The sequence below is a fragment of the Glycomyces niveus genome (assembly GCF_017592475.1).
GTDB lineage: Bacteria > Actinomycetota > Actinomycetes > Mycobacteriales > Micromonosporaceae > Glycomyces > Glycomyces niveus.
This window is the reverse complement of sequence record NZ_JAGFNP010000011.1, coordinates 184,060-209,418: the sequence shown is the minus strand read 5'-3', so window position 1 is coordinate 209,418 and position 25,359 is coordinate 184,060. Positions and strand designations below refer to the sequence as shown.

Annotated in this window: 27 protein-coding genes; all 27 read right to left on the bottom strand. The window is 69.1% G+C overall.

Going from position 1 to position 25,359, the window contains the following annotated elements; genetic code table 11:
* Positions 1 to 272: 272 nt before the first annotated feature.
* The gene (secG, locus tag J5V16_RS18935; protein WP_243901423.1) at positions 273 to 518 is read right to left on the bottom strand and encodes a preprotein translocase subunit SecG; all 246 of its coding nucleotides are present in this window, start codon (positions 516 to 518) and stop codon (positions 273 to 275) included.
* A 332-nt stretch (positions 519 to 850) separates the two neighbouring features.
* On the bottom strand, positions 851 to 1,636 hold the full coding sequence (gene tpiA, locus J5V16_RS18930) for a triose-phosphate isomerase (protein ID WP_208498434.1): 786 nt from the start codon (positions 1,634 to 1,636) through the stop codon (positions 851 to 853).
* Positions 1,637 to 1,638: 2 nt separating this feature from the next.
* Positions 1,639 to 2,835, bottom strand: coding sequence for a phosphoglycerate kinase (locus tag J5V16_RS18925; protein WP_208498433.1), 1,197 nt, complete (start codon positions 2,833 to 2,835; stop codon positions 1,639 to 1,641).
* A 7-nt stretch (positions 2,836 to 2,842) separates the two neighbouring features.
* Complete coding sequence (gene gap, locus J5V16_RS18920) at positions 2,843 to 3,838, bottom strand: type I glyceraldehyde-3-phosphate dehydrogenase (protein ID WP_208498431.1); 996 nt, start codon at positions 3,836 to 3,838, stop codon at positions 2,843 to 2,845.
* A gap of 283 nt (positions 3,839 to 4,121) precedes the next feature.
* Positions 4,122 to 5,108, bottom strand: a complete 987-nt coding sequence (whiA, locus tag J5V16_RS18915) for a DNA-binding protein WhiA (RefSeq protein WP_208498423.1) — start codon at positions 5,106 to 5,108, stop codon at positions 4,122 to 4,124.
* A 3-nt stretch (positions 5,109 to 5,111) separates the two neighbouring features.
* On the bottom strand, positions 5,112 to 6,029 hold the full coding sequence (locus J5V16_RS18910) for a gluconeogenesis factor YvcK family protein (protein WP_208498422.1): 918 nt from the start codon (positions 6,027 to 6,029) through the stop codon (positions 5,112 to 5,114).
* A gap of 91 nt (positions 6,030 to 6,120) precedes the next feature.
* Positions 6,121 to 7,020, bottom strand: coding sequence for an RNase adapter RapZ (rapZ, locus tag J5V16_RS18905; protein ID WP_408612492.1), 900 nt, complete (start codon positions 7,018 to 7,020; stop codon positions 6,121 to 6,123).
* Between the two features lie 93 nt (positions 7,021 to 7,113).
* Positions 7,114 to 8,997: an excinuclease ABC subunit UvrC gene (gene uvrC / locus J5V16_RS18900; RefSeq protein WP_208498419.1), complete on the bottom strand. Its 1,884-nt coding sequence runs from the start codon at positions 8,995 to 8,997 to the stop codon at positions 7,114 to 7,116.
* A 37-nt stretch (positions 8,998 to 9,034) separates the two neighbouring features.
* The gene (locus J5V16_RS18895) at positions 9,035 to 9,967 is read right to left on the bottom strand and encodes a serine protein kinase RIO (RefSeq protein WP_243901422.1); all 933 of its coding nucleotides are present in this window, start codon (positions 9,965 to 9,967) and stop codon (positions 9,035 to 9,037) included.
* A 221-nt stretch (positions 9,968 to 10,188) separates the two neighbouring features.
* On the bottom strand, positions 10,189 to 10,974 hold the full coding sequence (locus J5V16_RS18890; protein WP_208498418.1) for an ABC transporter permease: 786 nt from the start codon (positions 10,972 to 10,974) through the stop codon (positions 10,189 to 10,191).
* A 2-nt stretch (positions 10,975 to 10,976) separates the two neighbouring features.
* Entirely contained in the window at positions 10,977 to 11,795 is an 819-nt protein-coding gene (locus J5V16_RS18885) for an ABC transporter permease (protein WP_208498416.1), read from the bottom strand.
* A 65-nt stretch (positions 11,796 to 11,860) separates the two neighbouring features.
* A complete protein-coding gene (locus tag J5V16_RS18880) occupies positions 11,861 to 12,310 on the bottom strand; it encodes a type II toxin-antitoxin system VapC family toxin (RefSeq protein WP_307793018.1) in 450 nt (149 codons plus the stop codon).
* A 16-nt stretch (positions 12,311 to 12,326) separates the two neighbouring features.
* On the bottom strand, positions 12,327 to 13,133 hold the full coding sequence (locus J5V16_RS18875; RefSeq protein WP_208498414.1) for an ABC transporter permease: 807 nt from the start codon (positions 13,131 to 13,133) through the stop codon (positions 12,327 to 12,329).
* Positions 13,123 to 13,911, bottom strand: coding sequence for an ABC transporter permease (locus J5V16_RS18870; protein ID WP_208498412.1), 789 nt, complete (start codon positions 13,909 to 13,911; stop codon positions 13,123 to 13,125). Before J5V16_RS18870 ends, J5V16_RS18875 begins: the two co-directional genes overlap by 11 nt.
* 1 nt (position 13,912) lies before the next feature.
* Positions 13,913 to 14,734: an ABC transporter permease gene (locus J5V16_RS18865; RefSeq protein ID WP_208498410.1), complete on the bottom strand. Its 822-nt coding sequence runs from the start codon at positions 14,732 to 14,734 to the stop codon at positions 13,913 to 13,915.
* On the bottom strand, positions 14,727 to 15,506 hold the full coding sequence (locus tag J5V16_RS18860) for an ABC transporter permease (protein WP_208498409.1): 780 nt from the start codon (positions 15,504 to 15,506) through the stop codon (positions 14,727 to 14,729). Before J5V16_RS18860 ends, J5V16_RS18865 begins: the two co-directional genes overlap by 8 nt.
* A 14-nt stretch (positions 15,507 to 15,520) precedes the next feature.
* Complete coding sequence (locus tag J5V16_RS18855) at positions 15,521 to 16,519, bottom strand: ABC transporter ATP-binding protein (protein ID WP_208498407.1); 999 nt, start codon at positions 16,517 to 16,519, stop codon at positions 15,521 to 15,523.
* 51 nt (positions 16,520 to 16,570) lie between these two features.
* Positions 16,571 to 17,524, bottom strand: coding sequence for a hypothetical protein (locus J5V16_RS18850; protein ID WP_208498401.1), 954 nt, complete (start codon positions 17,522 to 17,524; stop codon positions 16,571 to 16,573).
* A complete protein-coding gene (locus J5V16_RS18845) occupies positions 17,521 to 17,982 on the bottom strand; it encodes a hypothetical protein (RefSeq protein WP_208498399.1) in 462 nt (153 codons plus the stop codon). The genes J5V16_RS18850 and J5V16_RS18845 overlap by 4 nt, the downstream gene beginning before the upstream one ends.
* A 43-nt stretch (positions 17,983 to 18,025) precedes the next feature.
* Positions 18,026 to 18,943 carry a hypothetical protein gene (locus J5V16_RS18840; RefSeq protein WP_208498397.1) on the bottom strand — a complete coding sequence of 306 codons (918 nt, stop codon included), beginning with the start codon at positions 18,941 to 18,943 and terminating at the stop codon, positions 18,026 to 18,028.
* Entirely contained in the window at positions 18,940 to 19,404 is a 465-nt protein-coding gene (locus J5V16_RS18835) for a hypothetical protein (RefSeq protein ID WP_208498396.1), read from the bottom strand. The genes J5V16_RS18840 and J5V16_RS18835 overlap by 4 nt, the downstream gene beginning before the upstream one ends.
* 42 nt (positions 19,405 to 19,446) lie before the next feature.
* A complete protein-coding gene (locus J5V16_RS18830; RefSeq protein ID WP_208498394.1) occupies positions 19,447 to 19,836 on the bottom strand; it encodes a thiol-disulfide oxidoreductase DCC family protein in 390 nt (129 codons plus the stop codon).
* A gap of 31 nt (positions 19,837 to 19,867) precedes the next feature.
* On the bottom strand, positions 19,868 to 20,686 hold the full coding sequence (locus J5V16_RS18825; RefSeq protein WP_208498392.1) for a shikimate dehydrogenase: 819 nt from the start codon (positions 20,684 to 20,686) through the stop codon (positions 19,868 to 19,870).
* Entirely contained in the window at positions 20,686 to 21,864 is a 1,179-nt protein-coding gene (mltG, locus tag J5V16_RS18820; protein ID WP_208498390.1) for an endolytic transglycosylase MltG, read from the bottom strand. Before mltG ends, J5V16_RS18825 begins: the two co-directional genes overlap by 1 nt.
* Positions 21,865 to 21,872: 8 nt before the next feature.
* On the bottom strand, positions 21,873 to 22,364 hold the full coding sequence (gene ruvX / locus J5V16_RS18815) for a Holliday junction resolvase RuvX (protein ID WP_208498388.1): 492 nt from the start codon (positions 22,362 to 22,364) through the stop codon (positions 21,873 to 21,875).
* Complete coding sequence (gene alaS / locus J5V16_RS18810; protein ID WP_208498386.1) at positions 22,365 to 25,046, bottom strand: alanine--tRNA ligase; 2,682 nt, start codon at positions 25,044 to 25,046, stop codon at positions 22,365 to 22,367.
* A 20-nt stretch (positions 25,047 to 25,066) separates the two neighbouring features.
* Positions 25,067 to 25,354, bottom strand: a complete 288-nt coding sequence (locus J5V16_RS18805; protein WP_208498384.1) for a hypothetical protein — start codon at positions 25,352 to 25,354, stop codon at positions 25,067 to 25,069.
* Between the last annotated feature and the right edge of the window lie 5 nt (positions 25,355 to 25,359).

Here is a 25,359-nt window from a genome sequence, read left to right as displayed (position 1 = left end):
GAAGGGCCCATGATGGCGACGAGTTCACCGGCCGCGATGGTGAGCTCGGCCTCGATCAGGGCGTGGACGATGTTCTCGCCCGAGCCGTGGGTCCGGCTCACGCCTTTCAGATGCAGAACGGTCATGGATGCAACCTCGAATCAGTGGAGAGGGCAGCGAATACTCAGTATCGTATATCGCGTATGCAACCCATGGCGGGGGGCGGGGCGCGCAAAAAAGGGAGGCCCCGACCGCATTGCGGTCGGGGCCTCCCGAGGAAGCTTGGAAAGGCGCTACACGAGCGTGCGCAGCAGCAGGCCGAAGGCCACGATGCAGGCGAACCAGATGACACCCACACCGATCGTGATGCGGGTGAGGTTCTTCTCCGCCACCGAGGAGCCCGACGCCACAGAGGACATGCCGCCGCCGAACATGCTCGACAGGCCGCCACCCTTGCCCTTGTGGAGCAGGACCATGAGGATCAGGACCGCGCTGGAGAGCAGCAGCAGGATCAACAGGGCGTAACTCAGAACCGTCATCATCGGTGATCGGGTGTCCTCTCAGCAACTTCGGCCCGATATGGGGCGCGGGCCGGATCCGAGTCTAGCCGTTTGACATATGCGTACGTCACTCGGCCTCGACTCCGCCAACGACAATCGGCTGCTCCAGGGCATCTTGCCCCGCCGAGCCGCGCCTCGCGGTGACAATGCATCGGTCACCGCGAGACAGTGTCGCCGAACCGCAAGGAGCCGCCGTACGACGTTGTACGGCGGCCCTGTCTGCGTCCTGCAGCGCTCAGCTCGATGCGCTGCAGGCAGTCTTGCTATGAAGCTGTTACGCCCCCGCGTGCTCTGGACTGAGCACACGTTCCCTACGCACCAGCGTGCTCCGGGAAGCGCACGATCTTGGCGAACTCCTCGGCGTCGAGGCTCGCGCCGCCGACCAGGGCGCCGTCGATGTCCGGCTTGGCCATGATCTGGGCTACGTTGGAGGACTTCACCGAACCGCCGTAGAGGATCCGGACCCGCTCCGCCACCGCGCCGAACTTGTCGGCGAGCGCCTGGCGCAGGGCCCCGATGACCTCCTGGGCGTCCTCGGCGCTGGCCGTGCGGCCCGTGCCGATCGCCCAGACGGGCTCGTAGGCCACGACGACCTTGGCGAGCTCTTCCTCGGTGAGGCCGTCGACCGCCGCGATCAGCTGGCTGACGGAGTGCTCGATGTGGTTGCCCGCCTCGCGCACGTCCAGGGCCTCGCCGACGCAGAGGATCGGGCCGATGCCGTTGTTGAGCGCCTGGCGGACCTTGGCGGCCACCAGCTCGTCGCCCTCTTCGTGGTACTGGCGGCGTTCGGAGTGGCCGACGGCCACGTAGGAGCAGCCGAGCTTCGCGAGCATCGAGCCGGCGATCTCGCCGGTGTAGGCCCCCGACGGGTGCGCCGACAGGTCCTGCGCGCCGAAGCCGATGGCCAGCTTGTCGCCGTCCACGAGGGTCTGCACGGAGCGGATGTCGACGAACGGCGGGAGGACGACGGTCTCGACCGCTTCGAGCTGCTCGCGGGTGAGGCTGAAGGCCAGCTTCTGCACCAGCGCGATCGCTTCGAGGTGGTTGAGGTTCATCTTCCAGTTGCCGGCGATGAGCGGCTTGCGGGTCTCAGTCATCTTCAATTCTCCAGTGCGTCCAGGCCGGGCAGGGTCTTGCCCTCGAGGTACTCGAGGCTCGCCCCTCCGCCGGTCGAGATGTGGCCGAAACCGTCCTCGGGCAGGCCGAGGGTGCGGACAGCGGCGGCGGAGTCGCCGCCGCCGACCACCGAGAACGCCTCGGAGTCCACGAGCGCCTGCGCGACGGTCTTGGTGCCGGCGGCGTAGTCGGGGAACTCGAAGACGCCCATGGGGCCGTTCCAGAACACGGTCTTGGCCGCGGCGATCCGGTCGGCGAAGAGCTTCGCGGACTCGGGGCCGATGTCGAGGCCCATGCGGTCGGCCGGGATCGCGTCGACGCCCACGGTGAGCGGCTCGGCGTCGGCGGCGAACTCGGCCGCGGTGGTCGTGTCGACCGGCAGCAGGAGCTCGACGCCGAGTTCGGCGGCGCGCGCGAGGTAGGACCTGCAGGTCTCGACCTGGTCCTTCTCGAGCAGCGACGACCCGACCTCGTAGCCCTGGGCCGCGAGGAAGGTGAACATCATGCCGCCGCCGACGATGAGCGTGTCGACCTTGTCGAGCAGGTTGTCGATGACCGCGAGCTTGTCGGAGACCTTCGCGCCGCCGAGGATCACCACGTACGGCTGCTCGGGCTTGCCGGTGAGCTTCGAGAGGACCTCGACCTCTTTGGCGATGAGCCAGCCCGCGTAGTGCGGCAGGATCTGCGCGACGTCGTAGACGGAGGCGTGCTTGCGGTGCACGGCGCCGAAGGCGTCGTCCACGTACACGTCGCCGAACGCGGCCAGCTGGCCGGCGAACTCGGCCCGCTGGGTGTCGTCCTTGCTGGTCTCGCCCTTGTTGAAGCGCAGGTTCTCCAGCAGGAGGACGTCGCCGTCGCCCTGGGCGACGGCCTTGTTCTCGGCGTCCGTCCCGACGGTGTCGGTCGCGAAGGCGACCTCGCGGCCCAGGACCTCGCCGAGGCGCTGCGCCACGGGGGCCAGCGAGAAGGCGGGGTCGGGCTCGCCCTTCGGGCGGCCCAGGTGCGAGCACACCACCACGCGGGCGCCGGCCTCGGCCAGCGCCTTGACGGTGGGCGCGACGGCGCGGATGCGGCCGTCGTCGGTGATGTTCTTGCCGTCGAGAGGAACGTTGAGGTCGGCGCGCACGAGTACGCGCCGACCGTTGACGCCCTCCTTCAGGAGTTCGTCCAGCGTCTTCATGAGACTGCTAGCCGACCAGCTTGACGAGGTCCACGAGGCGGTTCGAGAAGCCCCACTCGTTGTCGTACCAGCCGAAGACCTTGACCTGGTTGTCGATGACCTTGGTCAGGAGGCCGTCGATGATGCACGAGTGCGGGTCGGTCTCGATGTCCTTGGAGACGATCGGGTCCTCGGTGTAGTACAGGATGCCCTTGAGCGGGCCCTCGGCGGCGGCCTTGAGCGCGGCGTTGACCTCTTCGGCAGTCACGTTGCGGGAGGCCTCGAAGGTGAGGTCCGTGATCGAGCCGGTCGGGACCGGGACGCGCAGCGAGTAGCCGTCGAGCTTGCCGTTGAGCTCGGGCAGCACCACGCCGACGGCCTTGGCGGCGCCGGTGGTGGTGGGCACCACGTTCAGGGCGGCGGCGCGGGCACGACGCGGGTCGCTGTGCGGGCCGTCCTGGAGCATCTGGTCCTGGGTGTAGGCGTGGATCGTGGTCATCAGACCCTTTTCGATGCCCACGGACTCGTTGAGAACCTTCGCCATCGGCGCCAGGCAGTTGGTGGTGCACGAGGCGTTCGAGATGATGTTGTGCTTCTCGGCGTCGTACTTGTCGTTGTTGACGCCCATCACGATGGTGATGTCCTCGTTCTTCGCCGGAGCGGAGATGATGACCTTCTTGGCGCCGCCGTCGAGGTGGGCCGAGGCCTTCGTGCCGTCGGTGAAGAAGCCGGTGGACTCGATGACGACGTCCGCGCCGACCTCGCCCCAGGGCAGGTTCTTCGGGTCGCGCTCGGAGAACGCCTTGATGGTCTTGCCGTTGACGGTGATCTCACCGTCGCCGACCTTGACCTCGTACGGCAGGCGGCCGAGGATCGAGTCGTACTTGAGCAGGTTGGCGATGGTCTTGAGGTCGCCAAGGTCGTTGAAGGCGACGATTTCGATGTCGGCGCCAGAGGCGAGAACCGCCCGGAAGAAGTTGCGCCCAATGCGGCCGAAGCCGTTGACGCCCACACGGATGGTCACGTGGCCATCTCCTCGCTTGAACAGGATCGAATATCTGACTGAGACCGGGAGCGGTCTCGTACGCGATCCGTTCAGCCGAATAGCGACGGTGGAACAGATCGCTGTTCGGCCTCGTCGCCGAGCACTCTTTGACCCTACCGCTGCGGTTCCTGAACCTGTCGCGGCCGGTTCCCCCCGATCATGTCACACCCGGAACAGGGGTGTGACATCGCGGTTAAGCGTAGCGGTTGATCGCCCGCCGGTGCGGGTTTCCGCGCGGGGCGGCGGGCGGGTCCCGCGGGCCTCACGCGACGAGCATTTCCTCTTCGGCGACAACGTCGTCGGGGCCGGGGATGCCGTGCTCCTGGGCGCGTTTGGCGGCCATGTTGATGAGCCGGCGGATGCGCCCGGCGATGGCGTCCTTGGTCAGGGGCGGGTCGGCGAGGGCGCCGAGCTCTTCGAGGGAGGCCTGGCGGTGGTCGAGGCGCAGGCGCCCGGCGGAGGCCAGGTGCTCGGGGACGTCGTCGCCGAGCACCTCGAGGGCGCGGGTGACCTTCGCGGCGGCGGCGACGGCGGCGCGCGCGGAGCGGCGCAGGTTGGCGTCGTCGAAGTTCGCGAGGCGGTTGGCGGTGGCGCGCACTTCGCGGCGGACGCGCCTCTCCTCCCAGGTCAGGACCGAGGAGTGGGCGCCGAGGCGGGTGAGGAGCTCGCCGATGGCGTCGCCGTCGCGGATGACGACGCGGTCGACCCCGCGCACGTCGCGGGACTTGGCGGCGATGCCGAGGCGGCGGGCGGCCCCGACGAGCGCGAGCGCGGACTCGGGGCCGGGGCAGGTGACCTCGAGCGAGGAGGAGCGGCCGGGCTCGGTGAGCGAGCCTCGCGCGAGGAAGGCCCCGCGCCAGGCGGCCTCGGCGCAGCACGGGTAGGCGCCGACGACGTGGTTGGGCAGGCCCCGGACGGGGTAGCCGCGCTGGTCGGTGAGGCCGATCTGCTTGGAGAAGGCCTGGCCGTCGGCCATGACGCGCAGCAGGTAGTGGTTGTTGCGGCGCAGCCCGGCGGCCACGAGGACGTGGATCTCGGACTCGTAGTGGTAGAGCTTGTCGATCATGCGCTTGGCGCGGCGGGCGACGTTCCCGGCGTCGACCTCGGCCTCGACGACGACGTTGCCCTGGCCGACGAGGTGGAGACCCCCGGCGAAGCGGAAGAGCGCGCCCAGTTCGGCGCGCTGGCAGCAGGACTTCGTCACCTCGATGCGACTGAGTTCGTCCTTGACCTCCGAGGTCATCGCCATTCGTTAACCACCATCTTCGACCAGCAGGTTTCCCAATACGGCAGCCAGCGCGGCGACATCGTGCGTCACGCCGTCGGAGGCGAGGTCCGCCGCGACCAGCCGGGCCTCCAACGATTGTGCCGCACTGTTCAACGATCCGGGATCGGCGAGGGTTCGGGTGTCGCCTGAGACTACGTAGTGAAACCGGACACCTTCGGCGTATCGGCGCAGCGTGTCGACGTGACCGGCGAGTGTCAGGCCGTCCGTCTCCTTCTCCTCGGAGAGGTTGAGGACCACGATGCGGCGGGCCTTCGCGGCGCCGATGGCCTCGCGGAGGTCGGGCAGGAGCAGGTGCGGGATGACGGACGTGTACCAGGAGCCGGGGCCGAAGACGTGCCAGTCGGCCTCGGCGACGGCGTCCAGTGTCTCGGGGCAGGCGGTGGCGGCGGCGGGGAGGAGGCGCACGTCCTTGACGCTGCCGTCGGCGACGGCGATGTCGTGCTGGCCGACGATCGTGCGGGTGCCGGGGCCTTCGGCGAGGTCGGCCTCGATGTCGAGCGGGGTGCAGGACATGGGGAGGACGCGGGCGCGGGAGCCGAGGAGGCGGGCGGCGAAGTCGAGGGCGTCGACGGGGTTGGCGTGGAGTTCGAGGAGGCCGGTGAGGACGACGTTGCCGACGGGGTGGCCGGTGAGGAAGTCCTGGCCGCCGAAGCGGTGGGAGAAGAGCCGCGCGGTCTCGGAGCGGTCGGGGTCGGCGGTGGCGACGAGGGCCTTGCGCAGGTCGCCGGGGGGCAGGACCGGGCGGGTGGCGCGGATGTCGCCGGTGGAGCCGCCGTCGTCGGCCACGGTGACCACGGCCGTGAGGTCGAGGTCGAGCTTGGAGAGGGCGCGGAGCGAGGCGGACAGGCCCCTCCCGCCGCCGAACGCGACGACGCTGGTCATGCGGTCACCTCGGGGATGGGGCGGCGGGGTACGGGGGCGTCCGGGGGACCCGCGGGCGCGGCGGCTCGATCGGGTCCCGCGGGCGCGTCGGTCACTCGTTGCCCCGGTCGCGGTGGTGGGTGTTGGCGGGGAACCCGGCGGCGTTGAGGCGCTTCGCCAGCGATTCGGCGATGGCGACGGAGCGGTGCTTGCCGCCGGTGCAGCCGATGGCGATCGTCATGTAGCGCTTGCCCTCCCGTTCGAACCCTTGCGTGGTGCCGAGCAGCAGGGAGGCGTAGGCGGCGACGAACTCCTCGGCGCCGTCCTGGCCGAGGACGTAGTCGGCGACGTCCTGGTCGGTCCCGGTGTGCTCGCGCAGGGTGGGAACCCAGTACGGGTTGGGAAGGAATCTTACGTCGGCGACGTAGTCCGCATCCCGCGGGATGCCGTACTTGAACCCGAATGACATGCAGGTGAACTGGAGTCCCGGGGTGGAGGGGGCGAGGAAGGCCTCCTCGACGCGCGAGCGCAGCTGGTTCTCGTTCAGGTGCGTGGTGTCGAACAGGGTGTCGGCCGAGCCGCGGGCCGGCTCGAGGATGCGGCGCTCGGCGGCGATGCCGTCGGCGAGCATGCCGTCCCCCTGGAGCGGATGGGCGCGGCGGACCTTCTCGAAGCGGCGGATGATGATGTCGTCGTCGGCGTCGACGAACACCAGGTGCGGTTTGAAGCCGCCCTTGCGGAGGTCTTCGATGACGCCCACGAGGTCGGTCATGAACGCGCGCGAGCGCACGTCGAGGACCATCGCGGTGCGCCGCACCTCTTCTCCCCCGGCCGCGGCCAGCTCGGCGGCCTGGCCGACGAGTGATTCGGGGAGGTTGTCGATGACGTAGTAGCCGACGTTCTCCAGTGCGCGGGCCACGGTCGAGCGGCCGCCGCCGGAGATCCCGGTGACGATCACGAGGTCCAGTTCGCTGCGGTCGGTCCCGCCCTCTTGCACTGCTGCCACACCCATAAGTCCAGTATCCCCGAGTTCGTTCCTGCCGCCGTGGTGACACGGCTTCGACGTGCTTGTCGAGCTGACAAGCGTATTACTACCCAGCGCTTCTCAAGCCCCGTTGTCATCGGGATTACGCAGATGTGTCTGCAAGGCCTCGGCCAGTTTCGGACCGATGCCCGGAACCGCCTCCAGATCGGACAATTCGGCCTCGCGGATGCGCTTGACGGAGCCGAACTGCTTGAGGAGGGCCTTGCGCTTCGACTCGCCGAGGCCGGGCACGCCGTCGAGGGCCGAGGTGATGAGCCCCTTGCGCCTCCTGGTGCGGTGCAGGGAGATCGCGAAGCGGTGGGCCTCGTCGCGGACGCGCTGCATGAGGTACAGGGCCTCGGAGGTGCGCGAGAGGATCACCGGGTAGGCCTCGCCGGGGAGCCAGATCTCCTCGAGGCGCTTGGCGAGCCCGGCGAGGTTGATCGTGTCGATGCCGAGCTCGGCGAAGACGGCCTCGGCGGCGGCGACCTGCGGCTGGCCGCCGTCGACGACGAGCAGCTGCGGCGGGTAGTGGAAGCCGCGCTTGGGCTCGTCGTCCTCCTCGGTCGGGGAGCCGGCCGGCTGGTCGGCGAGTTTGGAGAGGCGCCGGCGCAGGGTCTCCTGGAGGCTGGCGAGGTCGTCCTTGCGCTCGCCTTTGATGACGAAGCGGCGGTACTCGCTCTTGCGCGGCAGGCCGTCCTCGAAGACGACCATCGACGCGACGACGTCCTCCCCTTGGGACTGCGAGACGTCGTAGCATTCGATCCGCAGCGGCGCCTCGGGAAGGTCGAGGGCGTCGGCGAGCTCTTCGAGGGCCTTGGAGCGGGCCGTCAGGTCCCCGGCGCGCTTGAGCTTGTGGCGCTGCAGGTTCTCGATCGCGTTCTTCTCGACGGTCTCGGCCAGCGCGCGCTTGTCGCCGCGGCGGGGGATGCGCAGGTCGACCTTCGCGCCGCGGCGCTCGGACAGCAGCTCGGCGAGGGCCGGGGCGTCGTCGGGGAGGGCCGGGACGAGCACTTCGCGGGGCACGACCTCGTTCTGCTCGCCGTAGAACTGGAGGCAGAAGCTCTCGACGATGCCGGCGAGGTCGACCGGTTCGGGCTTGTCGATGACCCAGCCGCGCTGGCCGCGGATGCGGCCGCCCCGGACGTGGAAGACCTGGACGGCGGCCTGCAGCTCGTCGTCGGCGACGGCCATGACGTCGCAGTCGACGTCTTCGGCGAGGACGACGACCTGCTGCTCGAGGACCTTGTCGAGGGCGGCGAGGTCGTCGCGGAGGCGGGCGGCCCGCTCGAACTCGAGCGCTTCGGAGGCCTCCTGCATCTCGTTGATGAGGCGGCGGCGGACGGGGGCGTGGTCGCCGGACATGAAGGCGCAGAAGCCGTTCACGAGTTCGCGGTAGTCCTCGGCGGAGATGCGGCCGACGCACGGGGCGGAGCACTTGCCGATGTCGGCGAGGAGGTTGGGGCGGCCGATCCGGTTGCAGCGCTTGAACTCCGTGTCGGAGCAGGTGCGGATCGGGAAGACCCTGGTGAGGAGGTCGAGGGTCTGGCGGATCGCCCACGCGGAGCCGAAGGGCCCGAAGTAGCGCACGCCTTTGCGGCGGTTCCCGCGCATGACGGTGGCGCGCGGGAACTCCTCCCCCACGGTGACGGCGAGCCAGGGGTAGGACTTGTCGTCCTTGAACATGACGTTGAACCTGGGGTCGTACTCCTTGATCCAGGTCCATTCGAGCTGGAGGGCCTCGACCTCGGTGTTGACGACGGTCCACTCGACGCTGCGGGCGGTGTTGACCATGCGGCGGGTGCGCTCGTGCAGCCGCGTCTCGTCGGCGAAGTACGAGTTCAGCCGGTTGCGGAGGTTCTTGGCCTTGCCGACGTAGATGACGCGCCGGTCGCGGTCCCGGAAGCGGTAGACGCCCGGCGCGGTCGGGATGGTGCCGGGGGCGGGACGGTAATCAACTGCCACACCACAAGGATATGACCCGCCCCCGACACTCCCGTGCCTACGGCATGGCCGCCAAGGCCTTCAGCTCCGCCTGGAGGTCTTCGACCTCGTCGCGGGCGATGCCGCGGGCGGTGAACCACGAGCCCAGGTTCTCGACGTCCCTGGTGAGGAAGTCGAAGCCGAGCGGGTTCGCGTACAGGTCGACGACCTGCGGCAGGTCAAGCACGATGAGCCGCCCGTCGTGGACGACGGTGTTGTACGGCGAGAGGTCGCCGTGGGCGAAGCCGAGCTCGGTCATGCGCCGCAGCGCCTCGCCGGCCTGCTCCCACAGGCTCTCGAGTTCGACCTCGTCGGGCTTGGTCTCGGCCAGGCGGGGCGCGGCGGCGCGGCCGTCGCCGATGAACTCCATGAGGACTTCGCGGCCGAGGATCTGGACCGGGTACGGCACCGGCACGCCGGCGTTGTACATGCGCTTGAGCGCGTCGAACTCCGCGGCGGCCCACCGGCCCGCGGCCTGCTCGAGGCCGAAGGTGGTGCGCTTGGCCATGGCGCGGGCGTCGCGCGAGCGCTTCGCGCCGCGCCCGGCCGTGTAGTCGCCGGCCCGGTTGAACTGGGTGTGCTCGGCGCTGCGGTAGCGCTTCGACGCCATGATCACGGCCCGGTCGGTGCCGGGGACGGCGCGTTCGATGAGGAAGACGTCGGCTTCCTTGCCGGTCTTGAGGACGCCGAGTTCGTAGTCGACGGCCCCGTGGTCGGTGATGACCCACTCGGGGCGGGGCTCGGGGCCGCGCTGCAGCGGCTCGGAGTCCCACCAGATCGACCACCGGTCGCCGGTGGGCGGGCCGTCGTCCTGCGGCATCTCGTCGAACTGGGTGCGCATCTCCTCGAACCGGGCGTGTTCCTCGGCCGAGAAGAGCTGGCTGTTCTTGGAGGTGCGGCGACCGCGCTTGGTGGATTGGAAGGATTCGGAAAAGTCAGACTTGCGTGCCAAGGTGGCGAGCTCCTGGAGGAAGATCCGTCGCTCGCTGCGGAATCAGCGCGAGCCGACGGGAGGTGAACTGAGTTTCAAGGCATGGGCGCGAACAACGACAGCCATCAGTAACACCTCCAATCCTCAAGAGCCCCAAGGCGACACGCCTCGGGCAACAGCTGCGAGTCTAACGGAGGCCCGCGAAGCCGCGCAACTGGTTTTTTCGCGTGAGCCCAGCCACATCAGTGGCCTGCGGATTCGTAGCGGGTGAGGCCCGCCTTCGCGACCAGGACGGCCGCCGCGAAGCACACGAGGGCGACCGCGGGCGGCACCGCCAGCCACCAGAGCGGCAGGTCGCCGGTGAGGATGCGCACCGGGATGTAGTTGACGAAGGCCAGGGGCACGACCCAGGTGAGCAGGGTGCGCACCGCCTTGGGGTAGATGGTCAGCGGGAACCGCGTGGCGGTCTCCTGGGTCTGGGCGGTCAGCCAGGCGAAGACCGGGCTGGGGCCCTTGAGCCAGAAGTTGGCGCAGTTCATGATCGTGATGACCGTCAGCTGCACGACCACGGCGCACAGGAGGAGCAGCGCCGCGGCGGGGAGCATCGACAGCGGGATGCCCGCACCGCCCCAGCCGATGGCGATCATCGTCGCGCCGGTGGTCATGTTGGCGGCCGACTGCATCCCGATGGCGCTCGAGCCGATCTGCATCATCACCGGGGCCGGGCGGACGATCGCGTAGTCCATGCCCCCGTCGACGATCATGCGGCCGAGCTTCCACATCCCGTCCCAGCCGACCTCGGTCACCGAGTCGGTCAGGACCATGAAGCCGATGAGCAGGAGCATCTGCGGGAAGCCCCAGCCGTCGAGGGTGGTGACCTGCGCGAAGATGACCGCGATGAAGGCGATCTGCGCAGCCTGCTGGATCAGCGCGACCGTGACCATCGTCCAGAAGTCGGCCGGGTACTCCGTGATCGAGCGGAACTGCGCCGCGATGAGGCGCGCGTAGACCGATGCCGTGTGCCGCATGTTCAGCCTCCGTGGATCGTGACGGCGCGGACCGCGCGGCTCCACAGCCAGCGCCCGAGGAGCCAGAGCGCGACCACCCACGCGGCCTGGGCCGCGATGAGCCCGAGCGCGCCCAGCGTGTCGACCCGGCCCAGGTAGATCTGGGACGGGGTGGTCGTGAAGTGGACGAACGGCAGGCACCAGGCGAGGGCCTGGAGGGGCGCGGGCATGATCGCCAAGGGCACCATCGCCCCCGAGAAGAACGCCACGACGGTCTGCCGCGCCCACATGATGCCGTGGTAGCTGCGGGTCCAGAAGCACAGCATCGTGGACAGGTAGACGACGCTGAAGGCGATGGGCGCGATCAGGGCGACGCTGGCGAGCGTGAGCAGCCCGGCGGCGAACGAGGCCGGCGGCAGGGGCGTGAAGAAGACCAGGGCGATGACCAGCCCGACGACCATGGTCGGCAGGGAGCCGGCGAGGCCGCCGTAGAACTCGGCGGCCCGCGCGCGCTGGAAGTCGACGGGTTTGAGCAGGTCGATCGCGACGCTCCCGTCGAGGATGCGCTGCGCGGTGTCGGAGCCGCTGAACACGAAGGTGGCCGTGACGAAGGCGATCACGTAGTACGTGCGCATCGCGTCCCAGTCGTACCCCGCGACCGACCCCTGCTCGGCCAGGATGGTCCCCCACAGCGTGAGGGACACCAGCAGCTCCCCGCCGCCGAGCACGACGCCGAAGATCCAGTTCATGCGGTAGGCGAGGCGGCGCTTCAAGGCCACCGTGGCCAGCGCGAGGTCGACGGAGAACGCGCTGGGGCGCGCTGGCAGGGGTGCGGAGGTCAACGGCATCAGTCCCGGAGGCAGAGGAGGAGGGCGAGAGGACAGCTTGCCCGGCAAGGCATTGCCAGTCAAAGCCATTTCCGAAACGCGTCCGCCACACCGGCTCCCGCCGGGCCGGGAGCCCTGGCTAAGTTCGAGCAGTCGACGTGGATGCAGGCGATCTGGGCGCGGATAGCGGTGTCGGCCAGGCCCTTGTCCCCGGTCAGCAGCGTCGCGTCGAACTCCTTGGCGAGCGCGGCGTAGCAGGCGTCGTGCGCCGACAGATTGTGGAACCAGCGCACGGCCTCCAGCAGCAGCCGGGGGTGCTCCAGCGGGACCCGCCGAATCGGCGCCGCCGCGAGGCGGGCCGCCGCGGTCCGCAAGTCCCCCATGGTCAGATGATTCCCGAGCAGTCGGCCGCGGAGCGCCGACAGCACCTCCGCATCGAGATGCGCCGGGGCCATCGCGTCCGGGTCGCGATTGAGGTGGGCGGCGATCGCGTCGGTCTCCTTGTTACCGGTGAGCAGCGCAACGACGATGCTCGCGTCGACGCGGTCAGTGGCCGGCGGAGTCGTAAGCCTTGACGCCGGCCCGGAAGACCAGTACCGCGAGGAGGACGGTGGCGGCGGCCGCGAGGGGCGGGGCGGCGAGCCAGATCGGATCGAGTTTGCCGGTGAGGATCTGGGCCGGGATGAAACTGGCGAAGGCCAGCGGGAGGCCGAAGGTGAAGACGAGGCGGACCGCCGCCGGGAAGATCGTGAGCGGGAAGCGCATCGCCTCGTTCTGGAGCTCGGCGAGCATGAACGCGGCCACGGGGGTGCGGCCCTTGACCCAGAAGTTCACCGCGTTCGCGATCGTCAGCAGCGCGGCCTGGATGACGGCCGCGCACAGCAGCAGGAAGAGCGCCAACGGGACCGCGGCGGCGCTGATGCCCGCCCCGATCCAGCCGACGGTCATCATCACCAGGCCCAGGGTCACGTCGCCGAAGACCTGCATGCCCACGTGCTTAGAGCCGACCTGGATCAGGACCGGCGCGGGCCTGGTGAGCCGGTAGTCCATGTCGCCTTCGACGATGAGCTTCCCGGTGTCCCAGATGCCGTCCCAGAACAGGGCGGTCGAGCCCCACGAGACGGCGAGGAACCCGGCCAGCAGCAGCATCTCGTGGTAGTTCCACCCCGCGATGGCCTTGACGTTCGCGAACAGGATGCTCAGGAACGAGAACAGCATGAGCTGCCAGGTGGTCCCGGAGAGGGCCATGACCCAGAAGTCGGCCGGGTACTCCGCGATGGAGCGCAGGTAGGCGCCGATCGAGCGGCGGTAGACGCCCGCGGCGTGCAGGGCAGGGTGGGCGCTAGCCGCCATGGACGGTCACCTTCTTGACGAGCTGCCGCCAGATGAGCCGGGCGGCCACGAGCAGGCCGACGGCCCAGGCCGCTTCGGCGGCGATGAGGCCGAGGGCGCCCGCGGTGTCGACGCGGCCCAGGTAGATCGAGGCGGGCGTGGTGGTGAAGTGGACGAACGGCATCGCCCACGAGAGGCCCTGGAGCCAGCCGGGCATGAGCGCGATCGGGATCATCATCCCCGAGAAGAACGCCACCATGCTGTCCTTGGCCCACTGGATCCCGAGGAACCGCTGGGTCACGAAGCAGCACAGGATCGCCAGATAACTGATGCCGAACGCCAGCGGGAAGATGAACAGCAGGCTGAAGACCGTCAGCGCGGCCGCGAGCGGCGACGCCGGGCCCGCGGGCCGGAACACCAGGACCGCGATGGCCGTGCCGAGGACCGCCGCCGGGACGGAGGCCACCATCCCGCCGATGTACTCGGCGGCCCTCGCCCGCTGGAAGTCCACCGGCTTGGTCAGGTCGATGGCGACGAGGCCGTCGAGGATGCGGTTCGCCATGTCCCACTCCGCGCCCGCCCACGCCAGCGTCCCCGTGAGGAAGCCGATGACCAGGTACGCCTTCATCGCCTGCCAGTCGTAGCCGCCGAGCTCGCCGTCGCCGAGCAGGTGGTTCCACACCGCGAGGCCCGCCAGCAGCGCCCAGCCGCCGAACAGGACCGAGAACAGCCAGGTCGTCTTGTACGCGATCTTGCGCTTGAACGCGATCGTCGCCAACGCGATGTCGACGCTAGCCACGTCAGTGCCCCGCGGAGTCGTAGGCGCGCAGGCCGAGCCGGTACACGCCCACGGCCAGCAGCACCGAGCCGAGCACGGCCGCCGGGACGCCGGCGAGCCACCACGCGGGCATGTGCCCGGTCACGACCGACACCGGCACGAAGTTGACGAACGCCACCGGCACCAGGAACATGGCCACGAGCCGCACGCCGCTCGGGAAGATCCCCAGCGGCATCTTCATCGCGTTGCCCTGCAACTCGATCAGCAGGAACGCGAAGATCGACGCCTGCCCCTTGATCCAGAAGTTCACCGCGCACAACGCCGTCACCAGCGCCGACTGGATGATCCCGGCGCACACGACGGCCAGCACACCGATCGGCACCGCGGCGAGGCCGATCCCGGCCCCGATCCAGCCGTAGACGAGCATCGCGGCCCCGAAGACCACCTCGCCGATCGACTGCATCCCGATGTGCGAGCTGCCGACCTGGATGATGACGGGCGCGGGCCGGGTGATGCGGTAGTCGATGTCGCCCTTGATGACCATCGAGCCTGTGCTCCACGCGCCGTCCCAGAACAGCGCGTTGCAGCCGCCCGCGACGCTGAGGAGCCCCGAGAGCATCAGCATCTCGTGGTAGCCCCACCCGGCCACGTCGGGCACGTTCGCGAAGAGCACCGCCAGGAACGCGAACTGGAGGATGTTCCAGACCGCTCCCGCCGAGGCCATCACCCACAGGTCCGCCGGGTACTCGACGATCGAGCGGATCTGCGCGAACCAGGTGCGCCAGTAGACGGCGAGCGCGTGCCGCGCGGGCACGCCGCGCTTGAGCGTCATCAGGTCAGCCACCGTGGACCGTCACTTTCTTCACCGCGGTGCGGAAGACCAGCCAGCCGAGCGCCCACAGGCCCACGGCCCAGGCGGCCTCGGCCGCGAGGAGGCCCAGGGCGCCCAAGGTGTCGACGCGGCCCAGGTAGATCGCGGAAGGCGTAGTCGTGAAGTGCGGGAACGGCAGCGCCCAGGCGACGGCCTGGAGCCAGCCGGGCATGAACGCCAGCGGGATCATGAGCCCCGAGAAGAAGCTCAGCAGCGCCTCGCGCAGCCACATGATGCCCATGTAGCGCTTCGTCCAGAAGCACACCAGGGTCGAGAGGTACGTCAGCCCGAACGCCAGCGGGAACATCAGCGCGAAGCTCACGAGCGTGAGCAGCCCGGCGAGCGGCGACGCCGGGCCTGGCGGCTCGAAGAGCAGCCAGGCGGCGACAACGCCCATGACCGCGGTCGGGAACGTCGAGAGCATCGACCCGATGTACTCCGCGGCGCGGGCGCGCTGGAAGTCGACCGGCTTGGTCAAGTCGACCGCGATGTGCCCGTCCAGGATGCGGTCGGCCATGACCCAGTCGGCGGCGCCGAAGACCATGGTCGCGGCCACGAACCCGATGATCGTGTAGGCCCGCATCGAGTCCCAGTCGTACCCCGAGAGGGTGCCGGAGCCGATGAGGTTCTGCCACATGACCATCGCGATGAGCATGGAGCCGCCGCCGATGGCGAGGCCGAAGAACCAGTGCGACTTGTACGCGAGTCTTCGCTTGAACGAGATGACCACGAGCGCGCGGTCCACCGTGAGACTGTGCGTCACTTGGTGAGCTCTCCCGCGTACAGGCGGCGGATGACGTCCTCGATGCTCGGCTCGGAGAGGGACAGGTCCCTCGGGGCGAGCTGGGCGGTCAGGGAGCCGAGTACTTCCGCGGTGGTGAAGCGGCTCGACTCGTACGTCACGGTGACCTCGGAGGGCGCCTCGCCGGCGGTCCACTCGTAGTCCGGGAACTTCTCGGCCAGCTCGGGCACGTTCGCGGCGCCCTCGAGGTAGAGGTTCACAGCCTTGGTGGTGATGTAGTGGGCCTTGAGCCGCTCGATCGAGCCGTCGTAGGCGATGGCGCCCTTGTCGATCACGACGATCCGCTCGCACACCTCCTCGATGTCGGCCAGGTCGTGGCTGGTCAGCAGGAGCGTGGTCCCGTCGTTCACGAGCTCGCGCAGGAACGCGCGCAGGCGGTCCTTCACGGAGATGTCGAGGCCGATGGTCGGCTCGTCGAGGTAGACCATCTTCGGGTCGTGGATGAGCGCGCACGCCAGGTCGGCGCGCATGCGCTGGCCGAGCGAGAGGGTGCGGGCGAGCGCGGGCATGAACTCGCCGAGGTCGAGCAGCTCGTCGAACTTCTCGATGCGGGCCTTGTAGTCGGCGTCCGAGACGCCGTACATGTGCTTGAGGAGCTTCAGGGACTCCTCGACGGGCAGGTCCCACCACAGCTGCGTGCGCTGGCCGAAGAGGACGCCGATGTCATGGGCGTTGGCGATGCGCTCGGTGTGCGGGTCGCGGCCCATCACCCGAACGGTGCCCTCGGAGGGGCGCAGGATGCCGGTGAGGAGCTTGACCGTGGTGGACTTGCCCGCGCCGTTCGGGCCCACATAGGCCACCGACTCGCCCGGTTCGATGGAGAGGTCGATGCCGTCGACCGCGGTGTAGTTCTTGTACTTGCGCTGCATCAGGTGCTTGACGGCGCCTTTGAACCCCGAGGCCTTGTCAGGTCTGCGGAAGGTCTTGGTGAGGGCTCGGGCTTCGAGAATCGGCATGCCCCCACCGTAGGAAAATCCGGTGGGAGCGGGCCACTCGTTTTCCGCCTCTCAGGACGCCGGCTCGGCCTCCCGCGCGGCCTCGCCGGGCCGCGTTTGCGCCGGTACCGCCTTGCGGGCCTTGAGTTTCCGGCGGATCAGGCCGGGCAGCCGGGGCGCATTGCGAATCAGCTCACGCGGATTGATCCGCTCGAGCGGGAGGAAGCAGGCCATGGCGACCATATGGGGCAGGAAGCTGATCTCGACGGCGAGGAACACCGTGAGGTGGAAGCAGTAGAAGAACGCCACGATGCCGTATTTGAGGCGTTTGGCGGCCACGAACATCACGACGGGGCTGAGCAGTTCGAATCCGACCATGCCCCATTGGGAGAGGCGCAGCAGCCCGGGGTACTCGAGGAGCCAGTTCGAGTACTCGGTGCCGCGCCGCAGGATCGCCCACGTCATGGTCGCGGAGTTGACCCATTCCCAGCCGCCGTAGCGGATTTTGGCCCAGGCCGCGAAGAAGTACGTGCAGACCACGCCGATCTGGACGAGGTTGAAGCCCCAGCCCACGTGCTCGGAGAGGTTGCGGCGGTCGCCCCAGCGGGCCTTCGGCATGGTGGGCAGCAGGAACAGGAGGATGAGGAAGCCGAACTTGCCGTGGTCGACCTTCCCGTAGGACATCGCGATGATCATCCACTCGAAGTAGGCGATCGCGACGATCCAGCCGAACAGGCGCGGGGCCTTGTTGAACATCATCGGGACGGAGGCCGCGAGGAGCACGACGAGGGTGCCGACGACGATCTCAAAGTTGGGGACCGGGAAGACCGGCAGCACTCGGGCGATGAACAGCGGCTGGTAGAGCTCGCCGGGGACGTGGCGGTGGCCGATGATCCACGGCATGTACCACCACCAGTCGACCCAGATGAACGCTCCCGCGAGGAAGCGCATCGCGGCGACGCGGCCGAGCGCGACGGGCTGGAAGAACCAGCCGGTGGCTTTCTGCGCCAAAGGGAGGGGCGTCATGCGTCGGCCCCTTCGCGGGTGTACGTGGCCTCGACGACCTCGACGACCTCGCCGGTCTGGTGGCCGTCCTCGAGCCGGTACTGGCGTTCGATGATCTCGACGGTGACGATCTCTGGCTTGTCGGGGTTGGTGTTCTCATACGCCTGCGCGAGATACTCGAGCAGCGAGGGGTCCTCGATGAAGCGGCTCTTCTGACCTTCGACCTCGGCGCGGCGGAAGCCGGTGGCGGCCTCGGTGAGGCTGAACCGCTCGCCCTCCTCGTTGACGGCCTCGACGCGGGTCGAGCCGGCCCAGCCGTCGAGCTCCTTCGAGAACGAGTACATCTTGAAGGGCGCGAAGGGGAAGAAGTCGTCCCCGCCCCAGAAGGTGGTGGCGGTGACGAGGGCGAGCACGACCATCGAGATCGTGATCCGCAGGGCCCGCCCGGCGGGGCGGACCTTCGCGTACTGAGTATCCACGGCAAGAGTATGGCACGGGTGTACCACTGGGGGCGGCGCCGCGTCAGCCGGTCGCGGTCAGCTCCGGATCGCTCCCACTGGGGTTCCGCCCGTCCGGAGTCCGCTTGCGGCCCTTGAGCTTCGCGCGGGCGCGGCGGGCGAGGTCCTTCGGATCGACCCGCTCCAGGGGCAGGAAGCAGGCCATGGCGAACAGGTGCGGGAGGAAGCTGATCGTGAGCGCGGCGAAGATCGCCACGTGGAACGCGTAGAAGAACGCGACGATCCCGTACTGCAGCCGCTTCCACGGGTAGATGAAGAGCACGAGCGGCGTGAGCAGTTCGAACGCGATCATGCCCCACTGGGCGACGGTGAGGAGCTGCGGGAAGTCGAGCAGCCAGTCGGAGAAGACGGTGCCGCGCCGGATGATCGCCCACGTGAACACCCCCGAGTTCGCCCATTCCCAGCCGCCGTAGCGGAACTTCGACCAGGTCGAGAGGAAGTAGGTGCACACGACGGCGATCTGCACCAGGTTGAAGCCCCATCCGACGCGCTCGGAGACGTGCTCGCGGTCGCCCCAGCGGGCCTCGGGCATCGTGCACAGCACGAGCAGGAGCACCATGAAGCCGAAGCTCGCGTGGTCGACCTTGCCGTACGAGTTGTAGATGAGCATCCACTCGAAGTACGCGATGAACAGGATCCACCCGAACAGGCGCGCGCGGTAGCCGAACATCACCGGCAGCGCGGCCGCCAGCATCACGACGAGGGTGCCGGTGACGATCCAGTAGTTCGGGGCGGGGATCGGCAGAACGCGGCCGATGAGCAGCGGCTGGTACAGGTCCTCGGGCAGGAACCGGTGCTGGATGATGAACGGCTTGTACGCCCACCACTCGATCCACACGAACAGCCCGGCGAGGAACCGCATGGCGGCGACCCGGCCGAGGGCCACGGGCGTGAAGAAGAAGCCGTTCACATAGCCGGTCACGGCGCGTCCCCTTCGGTCCAGGCGGCGGCGATCTCGACGGTCTCGGCGCCGGTGCGCTCGCCGTCGCGCAGCTCGTAGCTGACGATCCGCACTTCGGCCGCGACGATCTCGGGACTGTCCGGGTGGGCGTCCTCATAGGCCTCGGCGACGAGCGCCAGGAGCGTCGGGTCCTCGCGGAAGCGGCTCAGCTGGCCCTCGAGTTCGGCGCGGCGGAACCCGGTGTCGTTGTCGCCGATCGGGAAGCTGCGGCCGGTCGCGTCGGTGAGGATCAGGCTCGTGCTGTTCGCCCAGCCGTCGGGGTCGTGCGCATGCGAGTACATCTTGAACGGCGCGAACGGGAAGAAGTCGTCGGCGCCCCACAGCGAGGTCGCCATGAGGGCGAGGACCATCGCGAGGGTCGCCGCGATCCGCGCGAGCTTCCCTCGGCGCGTCAGCGGTGGCTCGGCGACGTCTTTCGGCACCGGGCGAGTATGCCATACCGAGTATCGGTCCCCGCCAAGGCATCAGGCTCCGGCGAGGCGGTCCCGCTCGGCCTGCGGCAGCGAGCATGCGGCGGTGCCGCCGGGCAGCTTGTGGCGGTTGCGGGAGATGAGCCGGTAGAGCGGCCACGTGAGCCACGAGACGGGCTTGAGCGAGAGCGCCCAGCCGGCCGGCTTCCAGTACCACTGGGCGCGGCGCAGCAGCACCGCGATCGCGTCCGGTCCGGCCTGCTTGAGGCCCGGCTCGACCCAGATGACGGCCGCCTCGGCCTCTTCCTGGGTGACCCCGAGCGATTCGAGGTCGGCCCACTGCCACGGGGTGACCTTCGCGGCGGTGCGGACGCGCCGCTCCAGGAACCGGGCGGACTGGGAGCAGAACGCGCAGTCGCCGTCGTAGATGAAGGTGTGCTCCATGCCGCCTCGATTCAGCTCCGGGGGATGCGGGTCATGCGTGCTTTCTCGACGGTACCGCTCCGTACAGCGCCTCGCGCATCGCCGTGACCGGCGCCTCGTCCACACCGGTGAACTGGGTCCACTGCCGCACCGCTTGCGCGAGTAGCAATGCGAGCCCGTCGAGGACCTGCACGCCCTGCTTCTCGGCGTCGGCGGCGAGCGCCGTCGGCCACGGGTCGTAGAGGATGTCGAACAGGACCGCGCCGGGCTTCCAGATGGGACGGATGCCGTCCGTGACGCCCTTCGGCACGGTCGCGATGACCAGGTCGGCACCGCCGACCTCGGCCGCCTGTTCCCAGCCGCGGGCCTCGAGCCGCAGCCCGAGCGCCGAGGCGACCGGTTCGAGCTCGGCGATCGCCTCCCGCCGGCGGGCGTAGACCTGGACGGCGGTGGCGCCCAAGGACTGCGCGGCCGCCAGCGCGGCGCGCGCGGAACCGCCGGCCCCGAGGATCGCGACCTCTTCGGCCGCGGTCAGCCCGACCTCGGCCAGCGCGTCCACGATCCCGGGCGCGTCCGTGTTGTCGGCGAGGCGGCGCCCGCCGCGCAGCACGAGCGTGTTGGCCGCGCCGATCGCCTCGGCGACCGGCGTGGCATCGTCGGCGACGGTGAGCGCGATCTCCTTGAGCGGCATGGTGAGCGAGAGACCGGCCCAGGTCTCGTCGAGCGAGTCGACGAAGCGGGCGAGCGCGGGCTCGTCGCATTCGTGCCGAGTGTAGGTCCAGTCGTGCAGCCCGGCCGCGACGTACCCGGCGTTGTGGATGACCGGGGACAGCGAGTGCTCGATGGGCTTGCCGAGGACGGCCGCGCGCATCAGGCCATCCCGTTTTCGCGGGCGATCTCGGTCGCGTCCTGGTGCTCGGTGTAGGTGTTGGAGAAGATCGCGCGGCCGTCCTTGTAGGCGGTCACGAAGTACAGCCAGGTGCCGTCCTCGGGGTTGACGGCGCCTTCGAGCGCGGCCTGGCTGGGGCTGGCGATCGGGGTCGGGAAGTAGCCCTCCTGGACGCTGGCGGCCCAGCGGTTGTTCTCGTCCCACATCTCGTCCCCGGTCATGTCCGCGGACGGGATCGGCTCGAGGCCGTCGAACTCGCGGCCGTAGTTCCAGATGGCCTCGCTGCCGAGGCAGTTGCAGCCGAGTTCGTCGACGGCGCCGTCGGCGTAGAGGCGGTTGTACATGACCTGGGCGATCTTCGCGTCGTCCTCGGGCGTGCCGGATTCGGACTGGATGATGGAGGCGACCTGGAGGGCCATCCACGGTTCCAGGTCGAGCGCTTCGGCGCTCTCCTTGAAGTCGATCTCATCGACGACGGCGTTGAACTTGGCGACCATGGCCTTGAGCATGTCAGTGGCGGTCGCGCCCTCGTCGAACTCGTAGGTCGAGGGGAACAGGAAGCCCTCGATGGAGACGATCTGATCGGTCTTGAAGTTCTCGAACCAGTACTCGGGGACGCCGAGCGCCACCGGGTCCTTCGCGACCTCTTCGAACTCCTCGACGGGGATGCCGTACTTCTCAGAGAGCTCGGCGTAGATCTCGAAGGAGGTCTTGCCCTCCACGACGGTGAAGCCGTTGACGATCCGGTTCTCGGGTTTCGTCAAGTGGTCGAGGGCGGAGGCGGCGGACATCTCCTCCTCCATGAGGTAGGTGCCCGGCTGGATGGAGGTGCCGGCGTTGTCGTTGTCCTCGGAGGCGTTCACGAACGCCTTCGCGGAGGCGACGACGCCTACCTCTTCGAGGTGGTTGGCGATGTCGGAGACGAACCAGCCCTCCTCGACGGTCACGGTGACCTCGGTGCCGTTGCCGTCACCGGAGAAGTCGTCGGCGATGAAGTAGTCCTTGATGACGTTGTTGTACGCCCACCAACCGCCCACGCCGATGATGGCGAACAGGGCCACGACCAGGGTCATCGCGATCAGGGACTTGCCGGAGTCCTTGCGGCGGTGGCTCCTGGGAGCATCCGTCCGCTCGTCCTCGGTCCGGAAATCGCCGAGCATCCTGTTCTCTACCTCCGCCGCTGGTCCAACCATTGCTGGAGGATCTCCACCGCGGCCGCCTGGTCGACGATGGAGCGCTTCCGCCTGCCGCGCACGCCGCCTTCGTTCATCTTGCGTGTCGCGACGGCGGTGGTCATGCGCTCATCGGTCAGGGTCACCGGTACGGGTGAGACGTGCTCGGCGAACCGCTGCACCCAGGCTCGGGTGTGGGCGGCGGCCGGCCCCTCCTCACCCGAAAGAGTAACGGGTAGGCCGACGACGATTTCGACAACCTCGTACTCGCGGGCCGTTTCGGCGATTTCCCGGATATCGCTCGGAATGTCCTCACCAGCGGTTTTGAGGTCACGACGAACTGTCGCGACTGGAGTGGCGAGGAGTCCGTCCGGGTCGCACACGGCGATCCCGACGCGCGCCTTGCCCAGATCTACGCCTAGACGCCGGCCCCGCACCCACTCTCCCTTTGAAGAGCGTGCGGGCTCGGGGCCGGACGCTGCGTCCATCTAGGCGGTGATCGCGCCGGTGACGGCGGCGAGCAGCTGCGCGGCCTGATCGGCCGGGACGCCGCCGCCCTGGGCGACCTCGTCGTTGCCGCCGCCCTTGCCGGACAGCGCGGCCTTCACGAGCGCCTGCGCGGAGACATGCTGCGCCTGCGCGGCCTTGTTGGCCGCGACGACGATGCTGGCCTTGCCGCCGGCGGTCGCGACGACCGCGGCGACGCCGGGCTGGTCCTCGGGCAGGTGCCCGCGGATCTGCATCGCGAGGTTGCGGACGTCGCCGCCCTTGGTGCCCTCGGGCGCCTGCACGGCCGCGACCTTGACGGCCCCGACCTGCTTCGCGGCGGCCGCGAACTCGGCGGCGCGGCCGGAGACGGCCTTCGCCTGCAGGTTCGCGAGCTCGCGCTCGGCGTCCTTGGTGCGCTGGAGGATCGCGCGCACCCGCTCGAGCACGTCGCCGCGCTGGGCGCCGATCTCCTCGGCGATCTGCGTGACGAGGTCGCGTTCGCGGGCCAGGTACTTGTAGGCCTCCATGCCGGTGGCGGCCTCGACGCGGCGCTGGCCGGAGCCGACCGAGGACTCGCCGGTGAGGACGAGCGGGCCGATCTGGGCCGAGCGGGACACGTGCGTGCCGCCGCAGAGCTCGCGCGACCAGGGGCCGCCGATCTCGACGACGCGCACGGTCTCGTCGTAGGTCTCGCCGAACAGGGCGACCGCACCGAAGTCCTTGGCCTCCGGGAGCGTCATGTACTGGACGGCGACCGGCAGGTCGTCGCGGACCGCGCGGTTGGAGACCTCTTCGATCTCGCTCTTGGTCTCGTCCGAGAGCTTCGCGCGCCACGAGAAGTCGAGCCGCAGGTAGCCGGGGCGGTTGAACGAGCCGGACTGGAGCGCGGTCGGGCCGAGCACCTCGCGCAGGGCCGCGTGGACCACGTGCGTGCCCGAGTGCGCCTGGCGGGCGCCGAGGCGCCACTCGGGGTCGACCGAGGCCTCGACCTTGTCGTCGAGCACGAGCTCGCCTTCGAGGACGCGGACCTTGTGGACCACGAGCTTCTTGACCGGGCGCTGCACGTCGAGCACCTCGGCGAACAGGCTCGGGCCGACGAGCTTGCCGGCGTCGGCGTGCTGGCCGCCGGACTCGGCGTAGAACGGGGTCCGGTCGAGGACGACCTCCACGATGTCCCCGGCCTTCGCGAGCGGGATCGGCTGGCCGTCCTTGAGGACGCCGATCACGCGCGACTCGGTGTCGAGGGTCTCGTAGGCCTTCCAGTCGGTGGGGCCCTGCTCCTGGAGGAGCTGCCAGTACGCGGACAGGTCCGCGTGGCCGGTCTTGCGGGCCGCCGCGTCCGCCTTCGCGCGCTGGCGCTGCTCGGTCATGAGCTGGCGGAAGCCCTCCTGGTCGACCGAGAGGCCCTGCTCCTCGGCCATCTCCAGGGTCAGGTCGATCGGGAAGCCGTACGTGTCGTGCAGCTCGAACGCCTTGGAGCCGGAGAGGGTCTTGCCGCCTTCGGACTTGGTCTCGGTGACGGCGGTGTCGAGGATCGTGGTGCCGTGCTTGAGGGTCTTGAGGAACGCCTCTTCCTCGCCGTACGCGTAGGAGGAGATCCGCTCGAAGTCGGTGCGGAGCTCCGGGTACGCGGCGGACATGCGCTCCATGGCGACCGGCAGCAGCTCGGGCATGGCGGGCTTGTCGTAGCCGAGGAGGCGCACGGCGCGGATCGCGCGGCGCATGAGGCGGCGCAGCACGTAGCCGCGGCCCTCGTTGGAGGGCACGACGCCGTCGCCGATGAGCATCAGCGAGGAGCGCACGTGGTCGCCGATGACGCGGAAGCGGATGTCGTCCGGGTGGGACTCGGAGGCGGTGTGTGAGGTCGAGACGCCGTAGCGCTTGCCCGTCAGCTCCGAGGCCTTGTCGATGATCGGCCGGACCTGGTCGGTCTCGTACATGTTGTCGACGCCCTGGAGGAGCGCGGCCATGCGCTCCATGCCCATGCCGGTGTCGATGTTCTTCTTCGGCAGGTCGCCGGTGACCTCGTAGCCCTCCTTGGCGGGGCCGCCGCCGCGAAGGTTCTGCATGAACACGAGGTTCCAGAACTCGAGGTACCGGTCCTCGTCGACCTCCGGGCCGCCCTCGGGCCCGTAGTCGGGGCCGCGGTCGTAGTACAGCTCGGAGCAGGGGCCGCAGGGGCCGGGGATGCCCATCGACCACATGTTGTCGGCCTGGCCGCGGCGCACGATACGGTCGAGCGGGAGCCCGATCTGCTTGTGCCAGATGTCGATCGCCTCGTCGTCGTCGAGGTAGACCGTGGCCCAGATGCGGTCGCCGTCGAGGCCGAGGCCGCCTGACTCGAGCGAGCCGGTGGTGAGGTCCCAGGCGAAGCGGATCGCCTGCTCCTTGAAGTAGTCCCCGAAGGAGAAGTTGCCGTTCATCTGGAAGAACGTGCCGTGGCGGGAGGTCTTGCCGACCTCGTCGATGTCGGGCGTGCGGATGCACTTCTGCACCGACGTGGCGCGGTTCCATTCGGGGGTCGCCTGGCCCAGGAAGTAGGGCACGAACGGGACCATGCCCGCGGGCACGAACAGCAGGTTCGGGTCCTCGAAGGCGGGCAGCGGTGCGCTGGGGACCACCGTGTGGCCGTTGGACTCGAAGAACTTCAGAAACCGGCGTTGGATTTCAGCGGTCTCCATGGGGCACCTCCTTCAAGGGTCTAGTACAGGCGGCCGGGCGCGGCCGGGTCGTTCTCGTCGTCGTTGAGCAGCGGCTGGATGTCCTCGCCGCGCTCGATCGCGTCGAAGAGCTCGGCCTCTTTGGCCTGCTTCGCCTCCGACACGTCCGCCCAGAACGCTTTGAACGATTCCTTCATTTCAGCACCGGCGCCGCTCACCCGCTCGGCGACCCCGCCGGGAGTGACCGACTCCGCCGCCTTCGTGACCTTGCGGACCACGATCACGCCGACCGCGATGCCGATGCCTACCCAGATCATCCGTTTCAACACGGTGA